We start from the raw sequence: 19,466 nt of genomic DNA, 5'->3' as shown, positions 1-19,466 counted from the left end.
AGGGGGGAGTCCCCAGGACACGCACCCGTCACACGGCCGGTCGATACTGCACCGGTGTCGGAAGCCACCGTCGACGTCGCCGACCTGCGCCACCACGGGGCAGCCGAGGAGGACGCCACTGACGCCCCGCTGCGCGAGGACATCCGGCTGCTCGGCCGCGTCCTCGGAGAGGTGATCGGCGAGCAGTCCGGGGACGACGTCCTCGCCCTCGTCGAGTCCACCCGCGTCGAGGCGTTCCGCGTGCGCCGCTCGGAGGTCGACCGGGCCGAGCTGGCCGGGCGGCTCGGTGACCTCGACGTCCGGTCGGCCAACCACGTGATCCGCGCGTTCAGCCACTTCTCCCTGCTGGCCAACCTGGCCGAGGACATCCACCACGAGCGCCGGCGGCGCTTCCACCGGCGCGAGGGCTCGCCGCCGCAGAAGGGCAGCCTGGCCGCCACCTTCGCGCTGCTGGACGCCGAGCACCTCGACCCGGACGTCGTCGCCCGGGAGCTCGACGGCGCGCTGGTCTGCCCGGTGGTCACCGCGCACCCGACCGAGGTGCGGCGCCGGACGGTGTTCCGCGTGCAGCGCCAGGTCACCGAGCTGATCCGCCGCCGCGACCGCTCGGCTCCCGGGGAGGCCGAGGACCGGGAGTGGGCGGCGGAGCTGCAGCGGGCGGTGCTCACCCTCTGGCAGACGGCGCTGCTGCGGTTGTCCCGGCTGCGGCTGGCCGACGAGATCGACGAGGCGCTGCGCTACTACGAGCTGTCGCTGTTCGAGGTGATCCCGGCGATCAACGCGGAGCTGCGCCGGGCGTTGCGCGAGCGCTGGCCCGGGGCCGACCTGCTGCCCCGGCCGATGCTCCTGCCCGGCTCCTGGATCGGCGGGGACCGCGACGGCAACCCGTTCGTCACCGCCGACGCCGTCCGCCGGGCCAGCACCCGGCAGGCCGAGACGGCGCTGGGCCACCACCTCGCCGAGCTGCTCGTGCTGCACGACGAGCTGTCGATGTCCGACCGGCTGGTGACCCCCACCCCGGCGCTGTACCACCTCGCCGAGGCCTCGCGCGACGACTCGCGCTTCCGCGCCGACGAGCCCTACCGGCGCGCCACCTACGGCATCCACGCCCGCCTGGCCGCCACCGCGCAGCGGGTGCTCGGCACCGTTCCCGGGCCGCCGCCGCACGCCCAGCTCGAGCCCTACCAGACCCCCGACGAGCTGCTGGCCGACCTGGCCACCATCGACGCGTCGCTGCGCACCCACGGGGCCGGCGCGCTCGCCGACGACCGGCTGGCGCGGCTGCGCGAGGGCGTGGAGGTGTTCGGCTTCCACCTGTGCGGGCTGGACATGCGGCAGAACTCCGCGGTGCACGAGGAGGTGCTCGGCGAGCTGCTGGCCTGGGCGGGCGTGTGCCCCGACTACGCGGCGCTGGCGGAGGACGAGCGGGTCGCGCTCCTGATCGGTGAGCTGCGGATGCGCCGTCCGCTGGTCCGGCCGGACGCGGAGCTCTCCGACCTGGCCAACGGGGAGCTCGACCTGCTCCGCGCCGCCGCCGCGCAGGTGGTGGCCCTGGGTCCGCGGGCCATCCCGAACTACGTGATCAGCATGTGCGAGTCGGTGAGCGACGTCCTCGAGGTCGCCGTCCTGCTCAAGGAGGTCGGCCTGCTCGACCCCGACGGGGAGGACGGGCCCACCTGCCCGGTGGGCATCTCGCCGCTGTTCGAGACGATCGAGGACCTCCAGCGCGCCGCCGGGACGATGCGCGCCGTCCTCGACCAGCCGCTCTACCGGGCCCTGCTGGCCAACCGCGGCGACGTGCAGGAGGTCATGCTCGGTTACTCCGACAGCAACAAGGACGGCGGTTACCTCGCCGCCAACTGGGCGCTGTACCGGGCCGAGCTGGCACTGGTGGAGCTCGCCCGGACCGAGGGCATCCGGCTGCGGCTGTTCCACGGTCGCGGCGGCACCGTGGGCCGGGGCGGCGGCCCGAGCTACGACGCGATCCGGGCCCAGCCGCCGGGGGCGGTCGCGGGGGCCCTGCGCATCACCGAGCAGGGCGAGGTGATCGCCGCCAAGTACGCCGAGCCCGACCGCGCCCGGCGCAACCTCGAGGCGATGGTGGCGGCCACGCTGGAGGCGACCCTGCTCGACGTCGAGGGCCTGGGCGACCTGGCGGAGGACGCGTACACGCTCCTCGACGACCTGGCCGAGCGCGCCCGGGCCGCCTACCGCGGGCTGGTGCACGAGACGCCCGGCTTCGTCGAGTGGTTCCGGGCGGCCACGCCGATCGGCGAGCTCGCCGAGCTCAACATCGGCAGCCGGCCGCCCTCGCGCAAGGCCGGCGACTCCATCGCCGACCTGCGCGCGATCCCGTGGGTGTTCAGCTGGTCGCAGGCGCGCATCATGCTGCCCGGCTGGTACGGCACCGGCACCGCGCTCGAGTCCTGGGTGGCCGGCGACGACGCCCGGCTGGCCCGCCTGCGGGAGCTGCACGAGCGCTGGCCGTTCTTCCGCACGATGCTGTCCAACATGGGCATGGTGCTGGCCAAGACCGACCTGGGGCTGGCCGCCCGCTACGCCGAGCTGGTGTCCGACGAGGAACTGCGGCACCGGGTGTTCGACCAGGTCACCGCCGAGCACGAGCGCAGCTGCCGGATGCTGCTGGCGGTCACCGGCGACGACCACCTGCTGGCCGACAACCCGGCGCTCGCCCGCTCGATCCGCAACCGGTTCCCCTACCTGGAGCCGCTGCACCACCTGCAGGTGGAGATGCTGCGGCGGCGTCGGGGCGGGGACGACGACGAGCTGGTCCGCCGCAACATCCAGCTGACCATCAACGGCATCGCCACCGCGCTGCGCAACAGTGGCTGACCTCCTGCCCGCCCGCGCTGCCGCGCCGGCCGACGGACGACCGCGCCCGGCCACCGGCGGCCCCGAGCTCGTGGCGGCGGCGTCGGCCCTCGGGCTCGCACCCGCCGCCCTCGCCCCCGCGGTCAGCGACCCGGCCTACCGGGTCCTCGCCGACGGCGACGGCGCGGCGGTGCTGCTGCGCCGGCAGTGGACCGTCGAGGGGACGCCGGAGGCCGTGGTGCTCGCCTCGGCCGGCCTCGCGCCCGACGCCCCGGCGGTGCTCGCCACCGCGGCCGGCTGGGGCTGCGAGCGGGTGCGCGACCGCCCCGGTGGCCGCGGTGTGGTGCCCGTTCCCGAGCCGCCGTCCACCGCCTCGTCCGCCGAACGGTTCCTGCACCTGGCGGCGCTGGCCGCCACCCGCGTCGAGACCGCCGTCGCGCTCGCCCGCGAGGAGGGCGGGGACCGCGTCAAGGCCGACGGGAGCCCGTCCCTGGCCGCCGACGAGGCCGCGCACGTGGCCGCCGTCGGCGTGCTCGGTGCCCTCGGGGTTCCGCTGCTGAGCGAGGAGCGGCCGGACCGGCCGGTCGACCCGACCGCGCCGTGGGTCGTCCTCGACCCGCTGGACGGCACCGGCAACTTCCGGGCGGGCCTGCCGCCGTGGGCGTTCTCGGCGGGGCTGGTCCAGGACGGGCAGCCGGTGGCCGGGCTCGTCGTCGACCTCTCCTCGGGCCGGCGCTGGGCCGGCGCGGGCGGTCAGGGGGCGGTGCGCGACGGGGTGCCGGTGCGGCCGCGGGCCGGGGGCACGGTCGTCGTCCCCAGTGCCCCGCCCGGGGCGGTGGTCACCGTGCCGCCCGGCGCCCGGCGGGTGCGGGTCACCGGCTGCACCGCGGTCGAGCTGTGCCTGGTGGCCGACGGGTCGGCGGGGGCGTGGCACGACCTCGACCGCAGCGGCACCCACGTGCACGACGTGGCCGGCGCGCTGGCGGTGCTCACCGCGGCCGGGGGCGTGGCGCTGACCGCCGACGGCGCGCCGGTCCGACTCCGCCCGGACACCGACGCCCTCATCCGCTTCGTCGCGGCCGGCACCGCGGAGGATGCCGCGGAGCTGGTCCGGACCATGGGCTGAGCGCGGCCCGGTCGACGAGCGGGTGGGCACCGGGCCGCCCCGGCGTCAGTCGACCCGGGCGGCCGCCTCCCGCACCGCGGCCATGAGCGACTCCCAGTCGTGCAGCGTGGTGCGGGCCCGCCCGCGGGTGGCGCCGAGCGCGACCTCCGCGGCGTCGATGGCCCGCCAGTCCGCGAGCAGCACCGGGTCGGCGCCGCGGGCCCGCAACTCCGACACCAGGTCGTCGGCCCCGCCGCCGCCCGGGCGCAGGACACCGGAGGCGACGTCCTCCAGCAGCGCGGCGACGGTCTCGCGGGCGTCGTGCTTGTTGGTGCCGACGACCCCGGTGGGGCCGCGCTTGATCCACCCGGCCACGTACTCGCCGGGGGCGGGCGCCCCGTCGCGCAGCACCCGGCCCGCCTCGTTGGGCACGACGCCGCGGCGCTCGTCGAGCGGCAGCTGCGGCAGCCCGTTGCCGCGGTACCCCACCGAGCGGACCACCAGGTCGGCCGGGAGCAGGCTGGTCTCCCCGGTGCCGGTGACCCGGCCGTCGGCGTCGACGACGGTGCGCTCCACCTCGACGGCGGTCACGCGGTCCTCGCCGAGCAGCCGCACCGGCCGGGCGTAGAAGCGCAGCCGGATCGGTGTCCGGCCCGGCTCGAGCGTGTGCTGCGCCCACTCGTGCAGGACGGCGAGGTTGCGGTGCACCACCCGGTCGGCGTCGGCCCGCTCCTGCGCGGCCGGGTCGAGCTCGAGGTCGGCCGGGTCGACCAGCACCGTGGCCTGTGCCAGCTCGTCGAGCTCGCGCAGCTCCTGGGTGGTGAAGGTGGCGTTCGCCGGGCCGCGGCGGCCGAGGATGGTGACCTCCTGCACCGGCGCCGCGGCGAGCGCGTCGAGCACGTGCTGGGGCATGTCGGTCGGCTCGAGCTCGGCCGGGGTGCGGGCGAGCACGCGCGCCACGTCGAGGGCCACGTTGCCCACCCCCACCACGACGGCCGACCGCGCCCGGGCCAGCGCGGCCTCGACCGTCGCCCGGTCGGCGTCGGGGTGGCCGGTGTACCAGGCGACCAGGTCGGTGGCGGCGAGGCTGCCCGGCAGCTCCTCGCCGGGGATGGCCAGGTGGCGGTCCAGCGCGGCGCCGTAGGTGTAGATGACCGCGTCCACGGCGCCGGAGAGGTCGGCGCAGGAGATGTCCCGGCCGATCTCGACGTTGCCGACGAAGCGAACCGCGGGGTGGTCCAGCGCGCGGTGCAGGGTGTCGCGGATGGCCCGCATCTTCGGGTGGTCCGGCGCGATGCCGTGCCGCACCAGGCCGAACGGGGTGGGCAGCCGGTCGATCAGGTCGACGGTGACCGGCACGTCCTCCTGCCGGGTCAGCGCCTCGGCGGCGTAGATGCCGGCCGGGCCTGCGCCGACGACGGCCACCCGCAGGGGCGGCGCGGGGGACGGGGGACCGGGGTCTTCGTCGACCGACACGAGAGGCATCCTGACCCCGTCGGGTGGGAATGCACCAGGACATCCGTCCCCTCCCCGACCCCAGGAGCGCACCCGTGGCCGTCGTCGTCGTCGCGACCATCAACCCCCAGCGCGAGCACCGCGCCGCCGTCCGGGAGGCGGTCCTGGCCGCGATCCCGCAGGTCCACGACGAGCCGGGCTGCCAGCGCTACGCGCTCCACGAGGGGCGGGACGACCGCCTGGTGATGATCGAGCAGTGGGAGAGCCCCGAGGCGCTGGCCGCCCACGGCAAGGGCGAGGCGTTCACCGCGCTCAGCCGGGCGCTGGAGGGCAAGCTCACCGGCGAGCCGGAGCTGCAGGTCCTCAGCGCCGTCCCGGCCGGGGACGACGCCAAGGGTGCGCTGTAGGGCTCAGCCGCAGGCGACGTCGTGGTCCAGCGCGGAGTCGACGTACTGGGTGAGGACCACCTCGCCGCCGTCGGTCAGCGGCGGCCGCCGGCAGGTCGCCTGCGCGTGCTCCCGGGACGTCGAGCCGGCCAGCCAGCTGTCCAGGTCGTACAGCGGGGTGTCCTCGGGGACCTCTCCGGCGATCCGGCCCCACTGCCGGCCGGTGGAGTACAGGCCCACCTCCGCGCCCCGGCCGGTCAGGTACGCCGTCATCCCCTCCAGCGACGCCCGGTTGCGGGCGAGGGCCTCCGGCGATCCCGACTGCCAGGTGTTCATCGTCTCCACGTCGAGCCACCAGCGGTGGGCGCCCGGGTGGGGGTCGATCCCCGCCTCCTCGGCGGCCGGGGCGAAGAACGCCTCGACGTCGACGTAGGCCCGCAGCCAGCCGTACTGCCACGAGCAGGCCCGGCTGTTGTCGCCCTCGCAGCTCCCGTAGGGCGTCTGGCCGCTGAACGGCCAGGTGTGCACCTGGTCGAGGACCTCGCCGGGGTTGGCGGTGTTGACGTAGAGCTGCACCGCCGGCTGGCCGCGCACCTCGCCGGTCGCCGTCGCGGCCCACTCCAGCTGCTCGGCCAGGCAGGGGTTGGGGCGGGTGGCCACGCCGCCGTTGACCCCCACGATCGCGAAGGGGAAGTGCTCGGGCAGGTCCCGCCCGCACTGCGGGTGCGAGACGTCGTAGCCGACGCCGGCCTGGTCGTCGGTCGAGGCTGCCGCCGTCGGCAGCCCGACCACGAGGAAGGCGCACGCGAGCACGGCTCCCGCGAGGGCGCGCAGCGTGCTCGCCATCCTGGGAACGGTACCGGCGGCACTGCCGCTGGTCACCCGTCCGCGCAGCGGTGCCGACCGGTCAGACGGCCTGGCAGACCGGGCACCAGTGCAGGTTGCGGCCGACCATCTCCTGGGTGCGCACCTCCGTGCCGCAGATGCGGCAGGGCAGGCCGGTGCGGCGGTACACGTAGTGGGCGTCCTCCCGCGTGACCGCACCCCGCTTGCGGGTGCGGTCCTCCGGCCGGGTGGTCACGATCCGCCCCATCCGGACCCCGGCGCGCATGAGCACCACCAGGTCCGACCACATCCGCGCCCACAGCTCGGCGTCGACGTCCCTGCCGGGACGGAACGGCGACACCCGGTGCCGGAACAGGATCTCGGCGCGGTAGACGTTGCCGACGCCGGCCAGCACCGACTGGTCCATGAGCAGCGCGCCCACCGCGGTGCGGCTGCCGGCGATCCGCCGGTGCGCCGTCGCCCCGCCACGGGGTGACCGCAGCGGGTCCGGGCCCAGCCGGGCGAGGATGCCGTCGACCTCCGCGGTGGTGATCACCTCGCAGGCGGTCGCACCGCGCAGGTCGGTCCACACCCCGCCGCCGTCGGGACCGTCCCCGACCCACCGCATCCGCAGCGCGCCCCTCGCCGGTGGCGGCGTGCCGGTGCCGGCCGTGTAGCTGCCGTACAGCCCGAGGTGCACGTGCAGGGTGTCGCCGCCGAAGCAGGCGAACAGGTGCTTGCCGTAGGAGGTCACCTCGTCGAGCACCCGCCCGTCGAGCAGCGCCGCGCCCTGGGCGAAGCGGCCCTGCGGGCTGGTGACGTGCACCGGGCGGCCGGCGAAGGCGAGCGACTGGTCCCGGGCGAGCCGGAACAGGGTGTGGCCCTCAGGCACGGGCGGCTCGGCAGGTCACGCCCTCCAGCTTCCCCCGTGACCTGCGGCCCCGCCACGACGAGGCCGCGACGGGGGCGCCGCGCGTCAGCGGCCGCGGACGCGGGCGTAGCGATCGAGGGCGACCCGGCGCTCCTCGGCGTGGTCGACGACCGGCAGCGGGTACCCCTCGGGGACGCCGTCCGGGGCCGTCCACGGCTCGTGCACGTACCGGGCCGGGACGTCGCGCAGCTCGGGCACCCAGCGGCGCACGTAGTCGCCGTCGGGGTCGAACTCCCTGCCCTGCCGGACCGGGTTGAAGACCCGGTGGTAGGGCGAGGCGTCCGTGCCGGTGCCGGCCACCCACTGCCAGCCGTGGTTGTTGCTGGCCAGGTCGCCGTCGACCAGGTGCTGCAGGAAGTACCGGGCGCCGCGCCGCCAGTCCACGTGCAGGTCCTTGACCAGGAAGGACGCCACGATCATCCGGACCCGGTTGTGCACGTAGGCCTCGCCGGCCAGCTGGCGCATCCCGGCGTCGACGATCGGGTAGCCGGTGCGGCCCTCCGTCCACGCGGTGAACCGCGCGTCGGCGTCCGGGCCGGAGTCGTAGGTCATCGCCCGCATGCTCTCGTCCAGCGGCTCGCGGGCGGAGTCCGGGCGGTGCCACAGGACGTCGGCGTAGAAGTCCCGCCAGGCCAGCTCGGTGCGGAACCGGTCGGCGGCCTGCGAGTCGAGGCCCCCGAGGTCGGCCAGCAGCGTCCGCGGGTGCACGCAGCCGTACTTCAGGTACGCCGACAGCCGGCTGGTGCCGTCGGTGCCCGGGGTGTTGCGCGTCCGCTCGTAGTCCTCCAGCCGCTCCGCGCGGAAGCGTCGCCAGGCGTCGCGGGCGGCCGCCTCACCGGCCGGGGGCAGCCGGACGCCGTCCAGGTCGGGGGCCTCCGGCGGGGCCTCGGAGGCGATGCCGACAGCCCACGGGACCGACTGCGGCCGCGGCGCCGGAGCGCGCCACCCGTGCTCGCGCCAGGCGCGGGCGAAGGGGGAGAAGACGCGGAACGGCGTCCCGTCGGACTTCGTGACCCGGCCCGGCGTCACCGCGTAGGGCGAGCCGGTGCGCACCAGCGGGACCTCGCCGAGCGCCCGCTCGACCGCGGCGTCGCGCTGCCGGCCGTAGGGACCGGCGTCGGCCGAGACGTGCACGCTGTCCGCGCCCACCTCACGCACCAGCTGCGGGACGACGCGGGCCGGGTCCCCCGAGCGCAGCACCAGGGCACCGTCGACCGCAGCGCCGAGGTCGGCGAGGCAGTCGAGCAGGAAGCGGCGGCGCGGCCGCCCCGAGGGACCCCACAGCCGCGGGTCGACGACGAACAGCGGCAGGACGGCGCCGTCGGGACCGGCCGACTCGATCGCCGCCAGCAGTGCCGGGTGGTCGGCCAGCCGCAGGTCGCGGCGGAACCACAGCAGGGCGGTGGGCACCCGCGCCAGCGTAGGGAGGGACCGGCCGGCCCGCAGGTCAGCGGTCGGCGGTCTCCAGGCCGAAGTGCGGCCGGTCGGCCTCGGCGACCAGGTCGAGCTCCTCGGGGTGCCGCTGGATGTAGTGCCGGACGAACGAGCAGTAGGGGAGCACGTGCAGGCCGCGCTCCCGCGCGGCGTCGAGGACACCCTTCACCAGGACCTTGCCGATCCCCCGACCGCCGACGGAGGGATCCACCTCGGTGTGCGGCAGCGCCATGGTGCCGTTCTCGACGTGGTAGCTCGCCAGGCCGACCACCTGGTCGCCGAGCCGCACCTCGAACCGCCCCCGATCGGGGACGTCGACCACGCTCGTCTCCATGCTCGTGCTCCACCTCCGCTCGCCCCGGCGCCGTTGCCGGGGTTCGACATGCGTACTGGAACGGTAACGCCTCGCAGCCCTCCCGGGTTTCGCCTCGCCGGGGGAACCGGTGTGTCCCGGGTGCCGGATCCCGGCCGTCCGGGCGCCCTCCGCGGGCCGGGACGGCGGCGTGCCAGGATGGGTGCGGCGTCCGGGCTGCGTGCTCCGGGTCCGTCACGGCCCCGTAGCTCAGGGGATAGAGCAACGGTTTCCTAAACCGTGTGTCGGAGGTTCGAATCCTCTCGGGGCCACCACCGGGCGCGGGCCGGGTCGCGCTGCACCCCTGCACGGATCGCCGACGGCCCTCGTCGGGGCCCACGACCCTCGTCCCCGCGGGCGCGGGGCAGCGGCATGGAGCGCCGGGATGGGGTACACCGGAGAGTGCGGGGGTACCGAGACCGACATCGGCCCGCATCGCGGACGACCGGCAGCACGGGGGGCGGAGCAGTGGATCGCAGGGACCCTGCGCGATCCGGCCCCGGCGCCGGTGCAGGAGGCGCGACACCGGGGTTCCGGCACGACGGCCTGGTGTACTCCTCGGCCGAGGAGTTGACCGCGGTGGCCGCGCCGTTCCTCCTCGACGGCCTGGCCGCCGGGGACGCCGCGGTGATCGCGACCGGTCCCCGGACCGCCGGCCTCCTGCGTGAGGCGGTCGGCGCCGACCCGCGGGTGCTCGTGGTCGACCGGCACGCCCTCTACCGGGCCCGGACCCCCACGGCCATCACGGCCTTCCGCGGGTTCGCCTCCGAGCACGCCGCTCCCGGCCGGCGGGTCCGAGTCGTCGGGGAGACCGACTTCGGCACGACCGCCGCCGACCGGCGGGAGTGGCAGGCCTACGAGGCGGTCGTCAACGTCGCCTTCGCGCCGTACCCGCTGTGGGGCCTGTGCGTGTTCGACGCCGCCCTGCCCGAGCCGGTCCTGACCTCGGTCCGGCACACCCACCCCCAGCTGGTCACCGCCGGCGGCCGCGTGGCCAACCCCGACGTCGTCGACCCGGCGGCCTACCTGCGCGCCCTGCCGGTGCCCGAGGAGCCGCTGGAGAGCACCGCGCCGGCCCTGGCCGACGACGACATCACCGACTACACCAGGCTCCGCCACGCCGTCCGTGACCGCCTCGACACCGTCGACGGGCCCCGGGACCTGCTCGAGGACTTCCTCATGGCCGTCGACGAGATGGCCTCCAACGCCGTCCGGCACGGCTCCCGGCCCGCGAGCCTGCGGCTGTGGACCGCCCCCGGCCGGCTGGTGTGCACGATCCGCGACTCCGGCTGCGGCTGGGACGACCCGTTCGCCGGCTACGGGCCGGCGCACGGCGATGACCTCTCCCACGGCGGCATGGGCCTGTGGCTGGCCCGGCAGCTGTGCGACCACGTGGCCATCCGGCGAGCCGACGACGGCGTCAGCGTGCGGCTGTCCACCGCCTGGCCCTGACCGGCGGGCCGCCCCCGTCAGACGTCGCGGCGGGTGAACACCAGGGCGGTCAGCCCCCACACCATGGCCACCCAGAACGCCGCCCACAGCAGGTAGGGGACGGTGAGCGGTCCCTCGCTGAGGAAGGGTGAGCCGGCGAAGTCGAGCCCGAGCGGGGTCGGGTCCTGGAACGCGTGCATCGCCCCCCGCCACAGCCCGTCGGTCGGCAGCAGGACCCGGGACACCGTGCCCACCCGGGTCACGCCCTCGTTGCCGACGACCTGCCCGACGCTGCCGACCACGCCGGCCACCCAGGTGGCACCGAACAAGCCGACCGCGACCACCCCGGAGGCCATCGGCGAGACGACGGTGGACAGCAGCAGCCCGAGGGTGAGCAGCACGACCGTCTGGCCGGCGAGCAGCGCGAGCCCCTGCACCGGCTGCGGCGGCCAGTAGCCGACCGTCCAGCGGACGACGAGGAACAGGGCCACCCCGGCCACCGCCACGTACCCGCAGCCGACGACGACCAGGCCGAGCCACTTGCCGAACAGGACGGCGGTGCGCCGCACCGGCCGGGCCAGCACCGCCAGCGCCATGCCGGACTCGACCTCACCGGCGACGGTGGGGCCGGCCAGGAACGCGGTCCCCAGCGCGGCGATCAGGCTCAGCCCGAACACCACCAGGTTGACCAGCTGCGAGGCGAACAGGCGGGCCTGTCCGGAGGTGAGCTCGCCGAACTCGGTGTCCAGGCCGGCCAGCCGGGAGAAGCCCCAGCCGCTGAGCGCCAGCAGCGCGACGGTGAGGACCGCGAGCGCCCACAGCACCCGCCGGCGGGCGGCCTCGCGCAGGGTCAGCCCGGCGATGGTCAGCACACTCACGGTGCACCGTCCTCGTGCCCGGCCCGCAGGATGCCCAGCAGCCGCTCCTCCAGGCTGATCCGCGCCGGCTCGACCGCGTGCACCGAGACGCCGAGGGCCACCAGGTCGGCCACGAGGCCGGGCACGGCGCCGCCGTCGTCGTCCGGGGGCAGGACCACCGTGAACCGGTCGCCGCCGCCGGAGACCTCCCCGGCCGCCCGCAGCCGCGCCTCGGCGCGGCCGTCCACCCCGGTGAGGTGCAGCCGGACCTCTCGCCGGCCGAGCAGCTCGGCCAGCGTGCCGGACGCCGCCACCCGGCCGGCATCCAGGATGACCACCCGGTCGCAGACCCGCTCCACCTCCCCGATCAGGTGCGAGTTGAGCAGCACCGCCACGCCCCGCGCCTTCAGGGACAGCACCACGTCGCGGACGTCGGCCCGCCCGATCGGGTCCAGCGCGCTGGTCGGCTCGTCGAGGACGACCAGCTCGGGTCGCCCGGTCAGCGCGACGGCGAGGCCGAGCCGCTGCTGCATGCCCTTGGAGAACCCGCCCACCCGGTCCCCGCCCCGCGCGTCCAGGCCGACCGCGGCCAGCCGGTCGCGCACCTCGGACTCCGCCGCCGGGGCGTGCACCAGGCGGGCGTGCAGGGTCAGCACCTCGGCGGCGGTGAGCCACGGCTGGTAGCGGAACAGCTCGGGCAGGTAGCCGACCCGCTGCCGGGACTGCGGGTCGCGCCCCGGTCGGCCGAGGAGCAGGACCTCCCCGGCGTCGGGACGGACCAGACCCAGCAGCATCTTGATCACGCTGGTCTTGCCCGCCCCGTTGGGACCGAGCAGGCCGACCACCTCGCCGCGGCCGACGGTGAACGAGACCCCGTCGACCGCGGTCCGGCGGCCGTACCGCTTGCGCAGCCCGGAGCACCACACCGCCGGGGAGGCCGGCAGCTCGGCGACGAGCTGGGCCGCGCTGCGGGTGTCCTCGGCGGTCACGGTCAGCGCAGGCCGTTCGCCACGGCGAGGACCTCGTCGGTGCTCACGGCACCGGCCACCCCGGTGACGACGCCGTCCTCCACCCACACCACGCCGGCCATGGTGCCGTCGCGGGAGGCGAGCACGGTCGCCGGCTGCCCGGCGACCTCGGCCGTGCTGGTGGTGACCAGGTCGGCCGGCACCGGCAGCGGCAGCGTCGTCGGGTCCTCGGTGAAGTCCCGCAGCTGGTCGGCGACCCCGGCGGGCAGCCCGGGCAGGGACAGCAGGTAGTCGCGCACCGTCTCGAACGGGACGCCGTCGGAGAACGCCGTCGGCGCGACCGCCCGCCCGACCGCCAGGACCGGCAGGCCCGAGGGCTGGGTCCAGACCGCGGCGGCGGCCGGCCCGGCCTGCAACCGCACGCTGGCGCCGTCCAGTCCCGGCGGCGGGGCCGGGAGGGGCTCCCCGGTCGCGGCCGCGGCCTGCGCGGCCTTCTCGGCCGAGAAGGCGAACACCGCGCTGAGCTGGTCCACCACCTGGTAGGTGGGGTCGCCGGTCACCCCGGTCGGCAGCTCGCCGACCTCGGGGACCGCCAGCCCGGTGCGCTCCTCCGCGGCGGCGGCGTCGGGCACCTGCGCGGGCTCGCCCTCACCGGTGACCTGCACGTCCCCGAACGCGGAGAGGTCGGGCAGCGCGACCAGGTCGGTCGTGGGGACGGCGACCGGTGCGACCCGCTCGGTGTGGAAGATCGGCAGCCAGTCGTTGGCCGCGGCCACCCCCGCGCCCGACAGGACCAGGACGACCCCGAGCGCCGCGACCGCCGGCCGGCGGATGGCGGTCGTCCACCGGCCGCGGCGGGCCGGGGCGGCCGCCCCTCCCGCGGGGCCGGCGACGGCCAGCCGGGTCCACGCGCGGTCGACGTCGACCGCGGCCGGTGCCGCGCCCCCGAGCGCGGCGCCGGCCGTCCGGGCGTCGGCGCGGGCCGCCTCCAGGCCGGCCAGGCAGGTCGGGCACGTCGCGACGTGTGCGCGGTCGGCGTCGGCGACGCCGTGCGGCTCGTCGAGCAACCGGCGCAGCACGCCCTCAGTCGGATGACGCATCGGGGATCAGCTCCTTGCGCAGGGCGGACTCGGCGCGCCGGACGGTGGTCCCGACGCTGCCGACGGACATGTCGAGTGCGGCTGCCACGTCGGCGTAGGCGAGGCCGCTGTGCCGGAGCACCAGGACCACCGCCTGCTTCCGTGGCAGCCGGGCGAGGGCGGCGCGCACCCGGCTGTGCTCCTCGCGGGAGACCACCGTGTCGGCGATGTCGGGGACGACGGCGGGCTCCCGGCCGGCGACCTCCTCGCGTGCGGTGCGGCGCCGGCCGGACCGCAGCAGGTTCAGCGCGGTGTGGGCGGCGGCCACGGTCAGCCAGCCGCCGGCCTCCCGCGCCGGGACCGAGGAGCGGCCGAAGGCGAGGAACACCTCCTGGGCGACGTCCTCGGCCTGGTCCCGCGACCCGAGCACCCGGGCGGCCACGCCGACCACCCGCGGGTACTCGGCCCGGAAGACCTGCTCGAGGTCGTCCCGGACCCCGGCCGGCCGGTGCGCCCGCTCGGCCGCGCCGCCCCGCACCGCGGGTGCGGCCAGGGCGGGCGCCGTCCAGGGCTCGTGCCGCACCAGGTCCACATCGGGAGAGCACCGCGGGGGCGCCGGATGTGACACCCGTCGAGGATGCACCGGGACCCCGGCCCGGCGGGGCCGGCCGGGCTCCGGTCACCGCCCTCCGGGAGCCCGGTCGTCGGAGCGCGGGCCGTTCACGCGGATCGCGCGCTCGGGTCCGGTCCGCCGGCGCCACCCGACGACGGCCGCGGCTCCCCAGCCGGCCACGGAGACCCGGTTGACGTCGCCCCAGCGACCCGCCGCAACGGCGAACGCGACGGAGCCCGCGGTCACGGCACCCCAGACGACCACCAGGACGACCAGCCACGGTGCGGGCGCCGCCCGCCGGACCTCCGGCCCTCCGGCCCCCGGAGGCCCCCGGACGGCGGACGGCGCACTACCGTCGGGGCATGGTGGTCGCGGTGGCCGAGCTGCTGCTCCTGCTGCTGCTCGCCGGCCTGCTGCTCTACGCACTCGGCGTGTGGTCGACCCGCCCGGCGCTGCGGACCGGGGCGGGTCCGGCCCGGCTGCCGGCCCGCGCGCGGGCGGAGGTCGCCGCGGCGGTCGCGCAGGCCCGCTGGACGGCCGCCCACGACGAGGTCGACGGGGTGACGCGGGTCCTGCTGCGCCGCTCCTACACCGGCCTCGACGGGTTGCCGGTGGTGCTCGAGGAGCGGGTGTTCGACACCTTCCCGGCGACCGACCCCGCGTGGGAGGCACGCTTCACCGAGGCGATGTCCCGCGCGCGGTTCCGCTGCGCCTACCTCAACGCCGAGGAGTCGCCGGGGGAGGGGGGCTAGGCGACCGCGCGCAGGGTCGGCGTCCGGGCCGCCGCGCGCTCGGCCGTCCGCTCCACCAGTCGCACGATGGTCGCCGGCCGGTCGGACTGCGGCGCGTGGCCGGCCATGAGCAGCGGGGTGAAGCGGGAGCCGGGGACGAACGGCAGGTAGCGCACCGTCTGGCCGGAGGCGACCCAGTCGGCCACGCCCTGCACGAGCGTGACCGGGCAGTCGATGCGGTCCACCCCGCGGGGGACGTCGAGCAGGAGCGCCCACAGGACGGTGCGCCAGAAGTCGCGCGACTCGCCGAAGCCCTCGCGCGCACCCATCGCCTCCTCCGGTGAGGTGCTCCACGGGCGCGCCTTCAGCGGGGCCAGGAGCGCGGCCCGCCCGACCGCCGATCGCGACACGGTGGCGATCAGCGGCTCCACCGTCCGCACCACGACCCGGGCCATCCCCATGCCGATGCCCTGGACGACCCGCTCCTGCGGGACGTTGAGGCCGGACGGCGCGATGGCGACCACCGACCGCGCCCGGCCCCGGACGGCGAGCTCCAGCGCGACGCGCGCACCCAGCGAGTTCCCGAGCACGTGCGCCGGCCCGACACCCTCCGCGTCGAGGGTCCGCTCGACGGCGTCGGTGATGGCGGCGACGGTGGGGCGCTGCTCGAGGGACGGCGACCCCCCGATGCCGGGCAGGTCGACGTTGAGCACGTCGAAGCGCTCGCGCAGCGCGGGGAGGACGGCGGTGAAGTCACGGCGTGAGCTGCCCATGCCGTGCAGCAGGAGGAGGGGCTCACCGGCGCCGGTACGGGTCAGGGACAGCGGGGAGGTCACTTCTCCGTCGTACCCGGCGGGGCAACGGGTGTGGCGTGAGTCCTGTCACGCCCCGGCCGTGGGGCGCGGGGTGCGCCCCACGGCCGGAGGGGGTCAGCGACCGGCGCCGACCGGGTCGGCCGACCGGGTGCCGACCCGCGAGAGCCCCATCGACAGGGCGACGGCCACGACGATCCCGATCACCGGGGGGATGCCGATGCCGAGTTCGCCGGAGAGCCAGGCGAGGAACGCCGCCACCGCGTAGGCGAGCAGGTTGGGCCACCGGACCGCGGGCGGGGTGCTCCCGGCGGGGATGCCCCGCCGCCGCCAGCGGGCGAGGAAGTCCCCGATGATGACGCCGCCCAGCGGGGGGATGAACGTGCCCAGCAGCCCCAGGTACTCGACCAGGTGGTTCTGCACCCCCGTGAGCGCCAGCACGGTGCCGATCGCGGCCCCACCGATCACGAACGGGCCCTTGCTCGGGCGGTCGAACAGCTCGGCGCCGGCCACCCCGAAGGCGTAGGCGGTGTCGGCGTTGCTCTTCCACAGGTTGCCGAACAGCAGCACCAGGCCCCAGCCGACCAGGCCGAGCTGGTAGAGGACCAGGACGAAGTCGCCCTCCCCGAACGTCAGCGCCCCGATCGCGCCGAAGAAGACCATCAGCCCGTTGCCGACGAGGAAGCCGATGACGCAGGCCCAGACCGCGTGCGAGCTGCGGCGGGCGAACCGGGTCCAGTTGGGTGCCTGGGTGCCGGCGGACACGAACGTGCCGACGACGGTGGTGATCGCCACGGCCACCGCCATGGACGCCGTCGGCTGCACGCCGGTGAGCCCCTCGAGACCACCGACCTCCTGCACCGACCTCCAGACCACCCAGAACGCCAGGACCAGGATCAGCGGCGTGGACACCAGCGACACCCAGTACATGCCGCGGTAGCCCCAGTAGGCGGTGGCGCACATCAGCGCGCTGGTGACCACCATGACCGCGGCCCGGGCGCCGTAGGAGCGCCAGTCCAGCGCCTCGGCGGTCAGGTCGCCGATGGTGCCGACGACGACGCCGTACCAGCCGATCTGGGTGCCGCCCAGCAGGATCGAGGCCAGCTTGGCCCCGCGGGTCCCCAGCGTGTAGCGGGACATCACCACGGTGGTGAGGCCGGTCCGCGCCCCCACCCAGCCCATGACGGCCACGTAGGTGCCGAGGATCAGCGAGCCGGCGAGGATGACCAGGACGAGCTCGCCGAAGCCGAACGCCGGCCCCAGCGTCGCCCCGGCCAGCATCGTCGGGGTGAAGACGGTGAACCCGAGCAGCACCACCGCGATCGAGAAGAACGACTTGCGGGCGTGCGCGGGGACCGGCGTGACCGGGTAGTCCGGGTCGACGACGTCGGCCTCGACCGCGGTCGCCGCCCGGTCCGGCGCGGTCACGACTCCTCCCCGATGTCCTCGAGCCACAGCTCCGGCCGCTCGGCGAGCATCCGCTCCATGAGCGCGATGCAGTCCGGGTCGTCCAGGACGTCGACCTGCACGCCCTTGGACCGGAGCAGGTCCTCGGAGGCCTGGAAGTTGCGGTTCTCGCCGATGACGACGCGCGGGATGTCGTAGAGCAGCGCGGTCCCGGCGCACATGAAGCAGGGCGAGAGCGTCGTGTAGAGGACGCTGCGCCGGTAGACCGCCGCCGGCAGCCGGCCGGCCCGCTCGATGCAGTCGGTCTCCCCGTGCCGGATCGCGCTGCCCATCTGCACGCGCCGGTTGCGGCCGACGGCCAGCACGCGGTCGCCGTCCACCAGCGCCGCGCCGATCGGGACCCCGCCCTCCTCCCAGCCGATCCGGGCCTGCTCGACGGCCAGGCCGAGGAAGAAGCGGTCGCGTTCGGCGGGGGAGAGGTCGGGCGGGACGGTGGGCAGGTCGGCTGTGGTCACGGGTCCTCCTGGCGAGGGCGGGGGCGGGGCGGGGACGCAGGTCAGCGAACTCGGGGACGACGGTGCGCGACAAGGGGCGCTGTGTCCGGTCTCGTCGTCCCGCGGCTTGACGCGGTGTCTCCCGCTGCCCACGCTGCATCCCCGTGCTGCCCACCGTCTCGGAGGTCCTCCAGCTGCCGGCCGTCCGCGCCGCCGACCCCCTGGTGCTGGCGGGGGACCCGGACGCCGCCGTCGTCCGCTGGGTGCACTCCTCCGAGGTGTACGAGATGGGCGGCCTCCTGGCCGGGGGTGAGCTGCTGCTGACGACGGGCCTGGGCCTGCACGGCCGGTCGGCGCAGCAGGTCGTGGACTACGTCGAGCGGCTGGCCGACGCGGGGTGCGCGGCGCTGGCCCTGGAGGTGGGGCGCACCTTCTCCGTCGTCCCGCCCGAGCTGGTCGACACGGCGCGGCGGCGGGACGTCGTCCTGCTGGCGCTGCGCGAGGTCGTGCCGTTCGTGCGGATGGTCGAGGACTTCGCCGACCTGCTGCTGCGCCGCAAGCTGTCCTGGCGGCACGCCGGCGAGCCGGTCTGGCAGGAGCTGCTCGGGCTGGTGGTCTCCGGGGCAGGGGCTGGCCGGGCTGCTCGACGCGGTGGCGCGGCTGGCCGACTGCCCGGCCGAGCTGGTCGACGTCGACGGCCGGGTGGTGGAGCGCAGCCGCCTGCCGGGGCAGGCGCACCCGACCGACCGGACGATCGCGGAGGTCCGCGGCCCGCACGGCCCGGTCGGCCGGCTGGTGCTGCTGGGCCGGCGGACCGCGCGCCGGACGGGGGTCGCCGACCGGGCGGCGGTGGCGGTCGCCCTGGAGCTCGGCCGGCACCCCGACGTCGGTTCCCGGCCCTCGCTCGCGCAGGCGGTGGTCACCGACCTCGTCGCCGGCGTCCTGGTCTCGGAGGGGGAGCTGCGGGCCCGCCTGGCCGCCGCCGGGTGGGTGCCGGCACCGGGCGTGCCGGTCCTCGTGGCCGCGGTCGAGTTCGACCGCCGGACCCCGGCGAGCGAGGCCGTGCCCGCGGTGCGGCAGGCCGCCGAGGAGGTCCTCGGGCAGTGCCTGGTGGGCGCCGCGGGCAGCGCGGTGCTCGTGCTCGCCCGCGGCCGGCCGCGGGCCGAGCTCCGGCGGCAGCGGGAGGCGGTCGCGGGCCTGCGGGACCGGCTGTGCGCGGGACCGCTGGCCGCGGCGATCCGCACCGTCGGCGTGGCCGACGCGGTCGGGGCGCTCGCCGACGTCCCGGCGGCCGTGGCCGAGGCGCGGGAGGTCGTGGCGCTCAGCCGGCGCATCGGCAGCCGGCAGCCCGTCGTCCTGGCCCGGGACGTCGCCATCCACCGGTTGCTGGCGGCCGGCACCTCTGCCGCCGAGGTGGGCCGCTTCGTCGCCGGTCAGCTCGGGCCGCTGGTCGACCACGACGCCGCGCACGGCACCGAGCTGCTGCGCACTCTCGACGCGCACCTGGCCACGGGGCTGAGCAAGACGCGCACCGCGGAGCTGCTCGGCATCCGCCGGCAGTCGCTCTACGCCCGGCTCGACCGCATCGAGCAGCTGCTCGGAGCCCCCGTGGAGGACCCGGCCCAGCACGTGGGCCTGGGCGTGGCCCTGGCCGCCTGGCGGCTGCGGACCGGGCTGGACCCGCAGGCGGTGCCCGGGCACACCCGCGGCTGAGGCCCTCGCGGTCCCCTGGCGCCGGGGCCGGTGGGGACGAC

18 protein-coding genes, 1 tRNA gene and 1 pseudogene are annotated in these 19,466 nt (G+C 76.4%); 8 read left to right on the top strand and 12 right to left on the bottom strand.

Annotated features, from left to right (window positions below):
• The first annotated feature begins 54 nt into the window (after nt 1–54).
• Together ppc and ACI79I_RS03110 are read left to right on the top strand one after the other, a co-directional pair.
• Complete coding sequence (ppc, locus tag ACI79I_RS03115) at nt 55–2,853, top strand: phosphoenolpyruvate carboxylase (RefSeq protein ID WP_456990808.1); 2,799 nt, start codon at nt 55–57, stop codon at nt 2,851–2,853.
• A complete protein-coding gene (locus ACI79I_RS03110; protein ID WP_456990807.1) occupies nt 2,846–3,958 on the top strand; it encodes an inositol monophosphatase family protein in 1,113 nt (370 codons plus the stop codon). The genes ppc and ACI79I_RS03110 overlap by 8 nt, the downstream gene beginning before the upstream one ends.
• A gap of 45 nt (nt 3,959–4,003) precedes the next feature.
• Here the strand turns inward: ACI79I_RS03110 and ACI79I_RS03105 are convergent, their stop codons facing one another.
• Nucleotides 4,004–5,413 (bottom strand): FAD-dependent oxidoreductase, encoded by a 1,410-nt coding sequence (locus ACI79I_RS03105; RefSeq protein WP_456990806.1) that lies wholly within the window; start codon nt 5,411–5,413, stop codon nt 4,004–4,006.
• A gap of 74 nt (nt 5,414–5,487) precedes the next feature.
• On the opposite strand from ACI79I_RS03105, the gene ACI79I_RS03100 reads away from it, so the two are divergent.
• The gene (locus tag ACI79I_RS03100; protein ID WP_456990805.1) at nt 5,488–5,799 is read left to right on the top strand and encodes a putative quinol monooxygenase; all 312 of its coding nucleotides are present in this window, start codon (nt 5,488–5,490) and stop codon (nt 5,797–5,799) included.
• A gap of 3 nt (nt 5,800–5,802) precedes the next feature.
• Here ACI79I_RS03100 and ACI79I_RS03095 read toward each other — a convergent pair whose 3' ends face one another.
• The 4 genes from ACI79I_RS03095 to ACI79I_RS03080 all read right to left on the bottom strand — a co-directional run bounded on the left by ACI79I_RS03095 (nt 5,803) and on the right by ACI79I_RS03080 (nt 9,431).
• The gene (locus tag ACI79I_RS03095; RefSeq protein WP_456990804.1) at nt 5,803–6,624 is read right to left on the bottom strand and encodes a hypothetical protein; all 822 of its coding nucleotides are present in this window, start codon (nt 6,622–6,624) and stop codon (nt 5,803–5,805) included.
• A gap of 61 nt (nt 6,625–6,685) precedes the next feature.
• Nucleotides 6,686–7,495 carry an Fpg/Nei family DNA glycosylase gene (locus ACI79I_RS03090; RefSeq protein ID WP_456990803.1) on the bottom strand — a complete coding sequence of 270 codons (810 nt, stop codon included), beginning with the start codon at nt 7,493–7,495 and terminating at the stop codon, nt 6,686–6,688.
• Nucleotides 7,496–7,579: 84 nt separating this feature from the next.
• The gene (locus ACI79I_RS03085; protein WP_456990802.1) at nt 7,580–8,944 is read right to left on the bottom strand and encodes a cryptochrome/photolyase family protein; all 1,365 of its coding nucleotides are present in this window, start codon (nt 8,942–8,944) and stop codon (nt 7,580–7,582) included.
• Between the two features lie 37 nt (nt 8,945–8,981).
• Nucleotides 8,982–9,431, bottom strand: coding sequence for a GNAT family N-acetyltransferase (locus tag ACI79I_RS03080; protein ID WP_456991054.1), 450 nt, complete (start codon nt 9,429–9,431; stop codon nt 8,982–8,984).
• 88 nt (nt 9,432–9,519) lie between these two features.
• Between ACI79I_RS03080 and ACI79I_RS03075 the strand changes: the two genes are divergently transcribed.
• Nucleotides 9,520–9,595 (top strand) — tRNA-Arg (locus ACI79I_RS03075).
• Between the two features lie 274 nt (nt 9,596–9,869).
• A complete protein-coding gene (locus ACI79I_RS03070; protein WP_456990801.1) occupies nt 9,870–10,772 on the top strand; it encodes an anti-sigma factor RsbA family regulatory protein in 903 nt (300 codons plus the stop codon).
• 17 nt (nt 10,773–10,789) lie between these two features.
• On the opposite strand, the gene ACI79I_RS03065 is transcribed toward ACI79I_RS03070, so the two are convergent.
• Genes ACI79I_RS03065 through ACI79I_RS03050 form a run of 4 tightly spaced genes read right to left on the bottom strand, consistent with a single transcriptional unit; the run spans nt 10,790 to nt 14,238 of the window.
• Nucleotides 10,790–11,629: an ABC transporter permease gene (locus tag ACI79I_RS03065; RefSeq protein WP_456990800.1), complete on the bottom strand. Its 840-nt coding sequence runs from the start codon at nt 11,627–11,629 to the stop codon at nt 10,790–10,792.
• The gene (locus ACI79I_RS03060) at nt 11,626–12,597 is read right to left on the bottom strand and encodes an ABC transporter ATP-binding protein (protein ID WP_456990799.1); all 972 of its coding nucleotides are present in this window, start codon (nt 12,595–12,597) and stop codon (nt 11,626–11,628) included. The genes ACI79I_RS03065 and ACI79I_RS03060 overlap by 4 nt, the downstream gene beginning before the upstream one ends.
• A gap of 2 nt (nt 12,598–12,599) precedes the next feature.
• A complete protein-coding gene (locus tag ACI79I_RS03055) occupies nt 12,600–13,676 on the bottom strand; it encodes a hypothetical protein (protein ID WP_456990798.1) in 1,077 nt (358 codons plus the stop codon).
• Nucleotides 13,660–14,238, bottom strand: coding sequence for a sigma-70 family RNA polymerase sigma factor (locus tag ACI79I_RS03050; protein WP_456990797.1), 579 nt, complete (start codon nt 14,236–14,238; stop codon nt 13,660–13,662). The genes ACI79I_RS03055 and ACI79I_RS03050 overlap by 17 nt, the downstream gene beginning before the upstream one ends.
• A gap of 392 nt (nt 14,239–14,630) precedes the next feature.
• Here ACI79I_RS03050 and ACI79I_RS03045 point away from each other — a divergent pair, with 392 nt between their 5' ends.
• Nucleotides 14,631–15,020, top strand: coding sequence for a hypothetical protein (locus ACI79I_RS03045; protein ID WP_456990796.1), 390 nt, complete (start codon nt 14,631–14,633; stop codon nt 15,018–15,020).
• On the opposite strand, the gene ACI79I_RS03040 is transcribed toward ACI79I_RS03045, so the two are convergent.
• The 3 genes from ACI79I_RS03040 to ACI79I_RS03030 all read right to left on the bottom strand — a co-directional run bounded on the left by ACI79I_RS03040 (nt 15,017) and on the right by ACI79I_RS03030 (nt 17,733).
• On the bottom strand, nt 15,017–15,835 hold the full coding sequence (locus ACI79I_RS03040) for an alpha/beta fold hydrolase (protein WP_456990795.1): 819 nt from the start codon (nt 15,833–15,835) through the stop codon (nt 15,017–15,019). The genes ACI79I_RS03045 and ACI79I_RS03040 overlap by 4 nt on opposite strands.
• Before the next feature lie 93 nt (nt 15,836–15,928).
• Nucleotides 15,929–17,239, bottom strand: a complete 1,311-nt coding sequence (gene codB / locus ACI79I_RS03035; protein WP_456990794.1) for a cytosine permease — start codon at nt 17,237–17,239, stop codon at nt 15,929–15,931.
• A complete protein-coding gene (locus ACI79I_RS03030; RefSeq protein ID WP_456990793.1) occupies nt 17,236–17,733 on the bottom strand; it encodes a nucleoside deaminase in 498 nt (165 codons plus the stop codon). The genes codB and ACI79I_RS03030 overlap by 4 nt, the downstream gene beginning before the upstream one ends.
• A gap of 143 nt (nt 17,734–17,876) precedes the next feature.
• On the opposite strand from ACI79I_RS03030, the pseudogene ACI79I_RS03025 reads away from it, so the two are divergent.
• Nucleotides 17,877–18,242, top strand: a pseudogene (locus ACI79I_RS03025) (PucR family transcriptional regulator ligand-binding domain-containing protein); the annotation flags it as partial.
• A 121-nt stretch (nt 18,243–18,363) separates the two neighbouring features.
• Nucleotides 18,364–19,425, top strand: a complete 1,062-nt coding sequence (locus ACI79I_RS03020; protein WP_456990792.1) for a PucR family transcriptional regulator — start codon at nt 18,364–18,366, stop codon at nt 19,423–19,425.
• The last annotated feature ends 41 nt before the right edge of the window (nt 19,426–19,466 follow it).

It is taken from the genome of Geodermatophilus sp. SYSU D01105 (assembly GCF_054050095.1).
Note: the sequence above shows the minus strand (reverse complement) of the source record. Positions and strands in the feature narration are given on the sequence as shown.

Bases quoted from the DNA above. Each gene is read 5' to 3' on its own strand.
- ACI79I_RS03095 (WP_456990804.1), bottom strand. From the start codon at position 6,624: ATGGCGAGCACGCTGCGCGCCCTCGCGGGAGCCGTGCTCGCGTGCGCC.
- ACI79I_RS03055 (WP_456990798.1), bottom strand. From the start codon at position 13,676: ATGCGTCATCCGACTGAGGGCGTGCTGCGCCGGTTGCTCGACGAGCCG.
- ACI79I_RS03045 (WP_456990796.1), top strand. From the start codon at position 14,631: ATGGTGGTCGCGGTGGCCGAGCTGCTGCTCCTGCTGCTGCTCGCCGGC.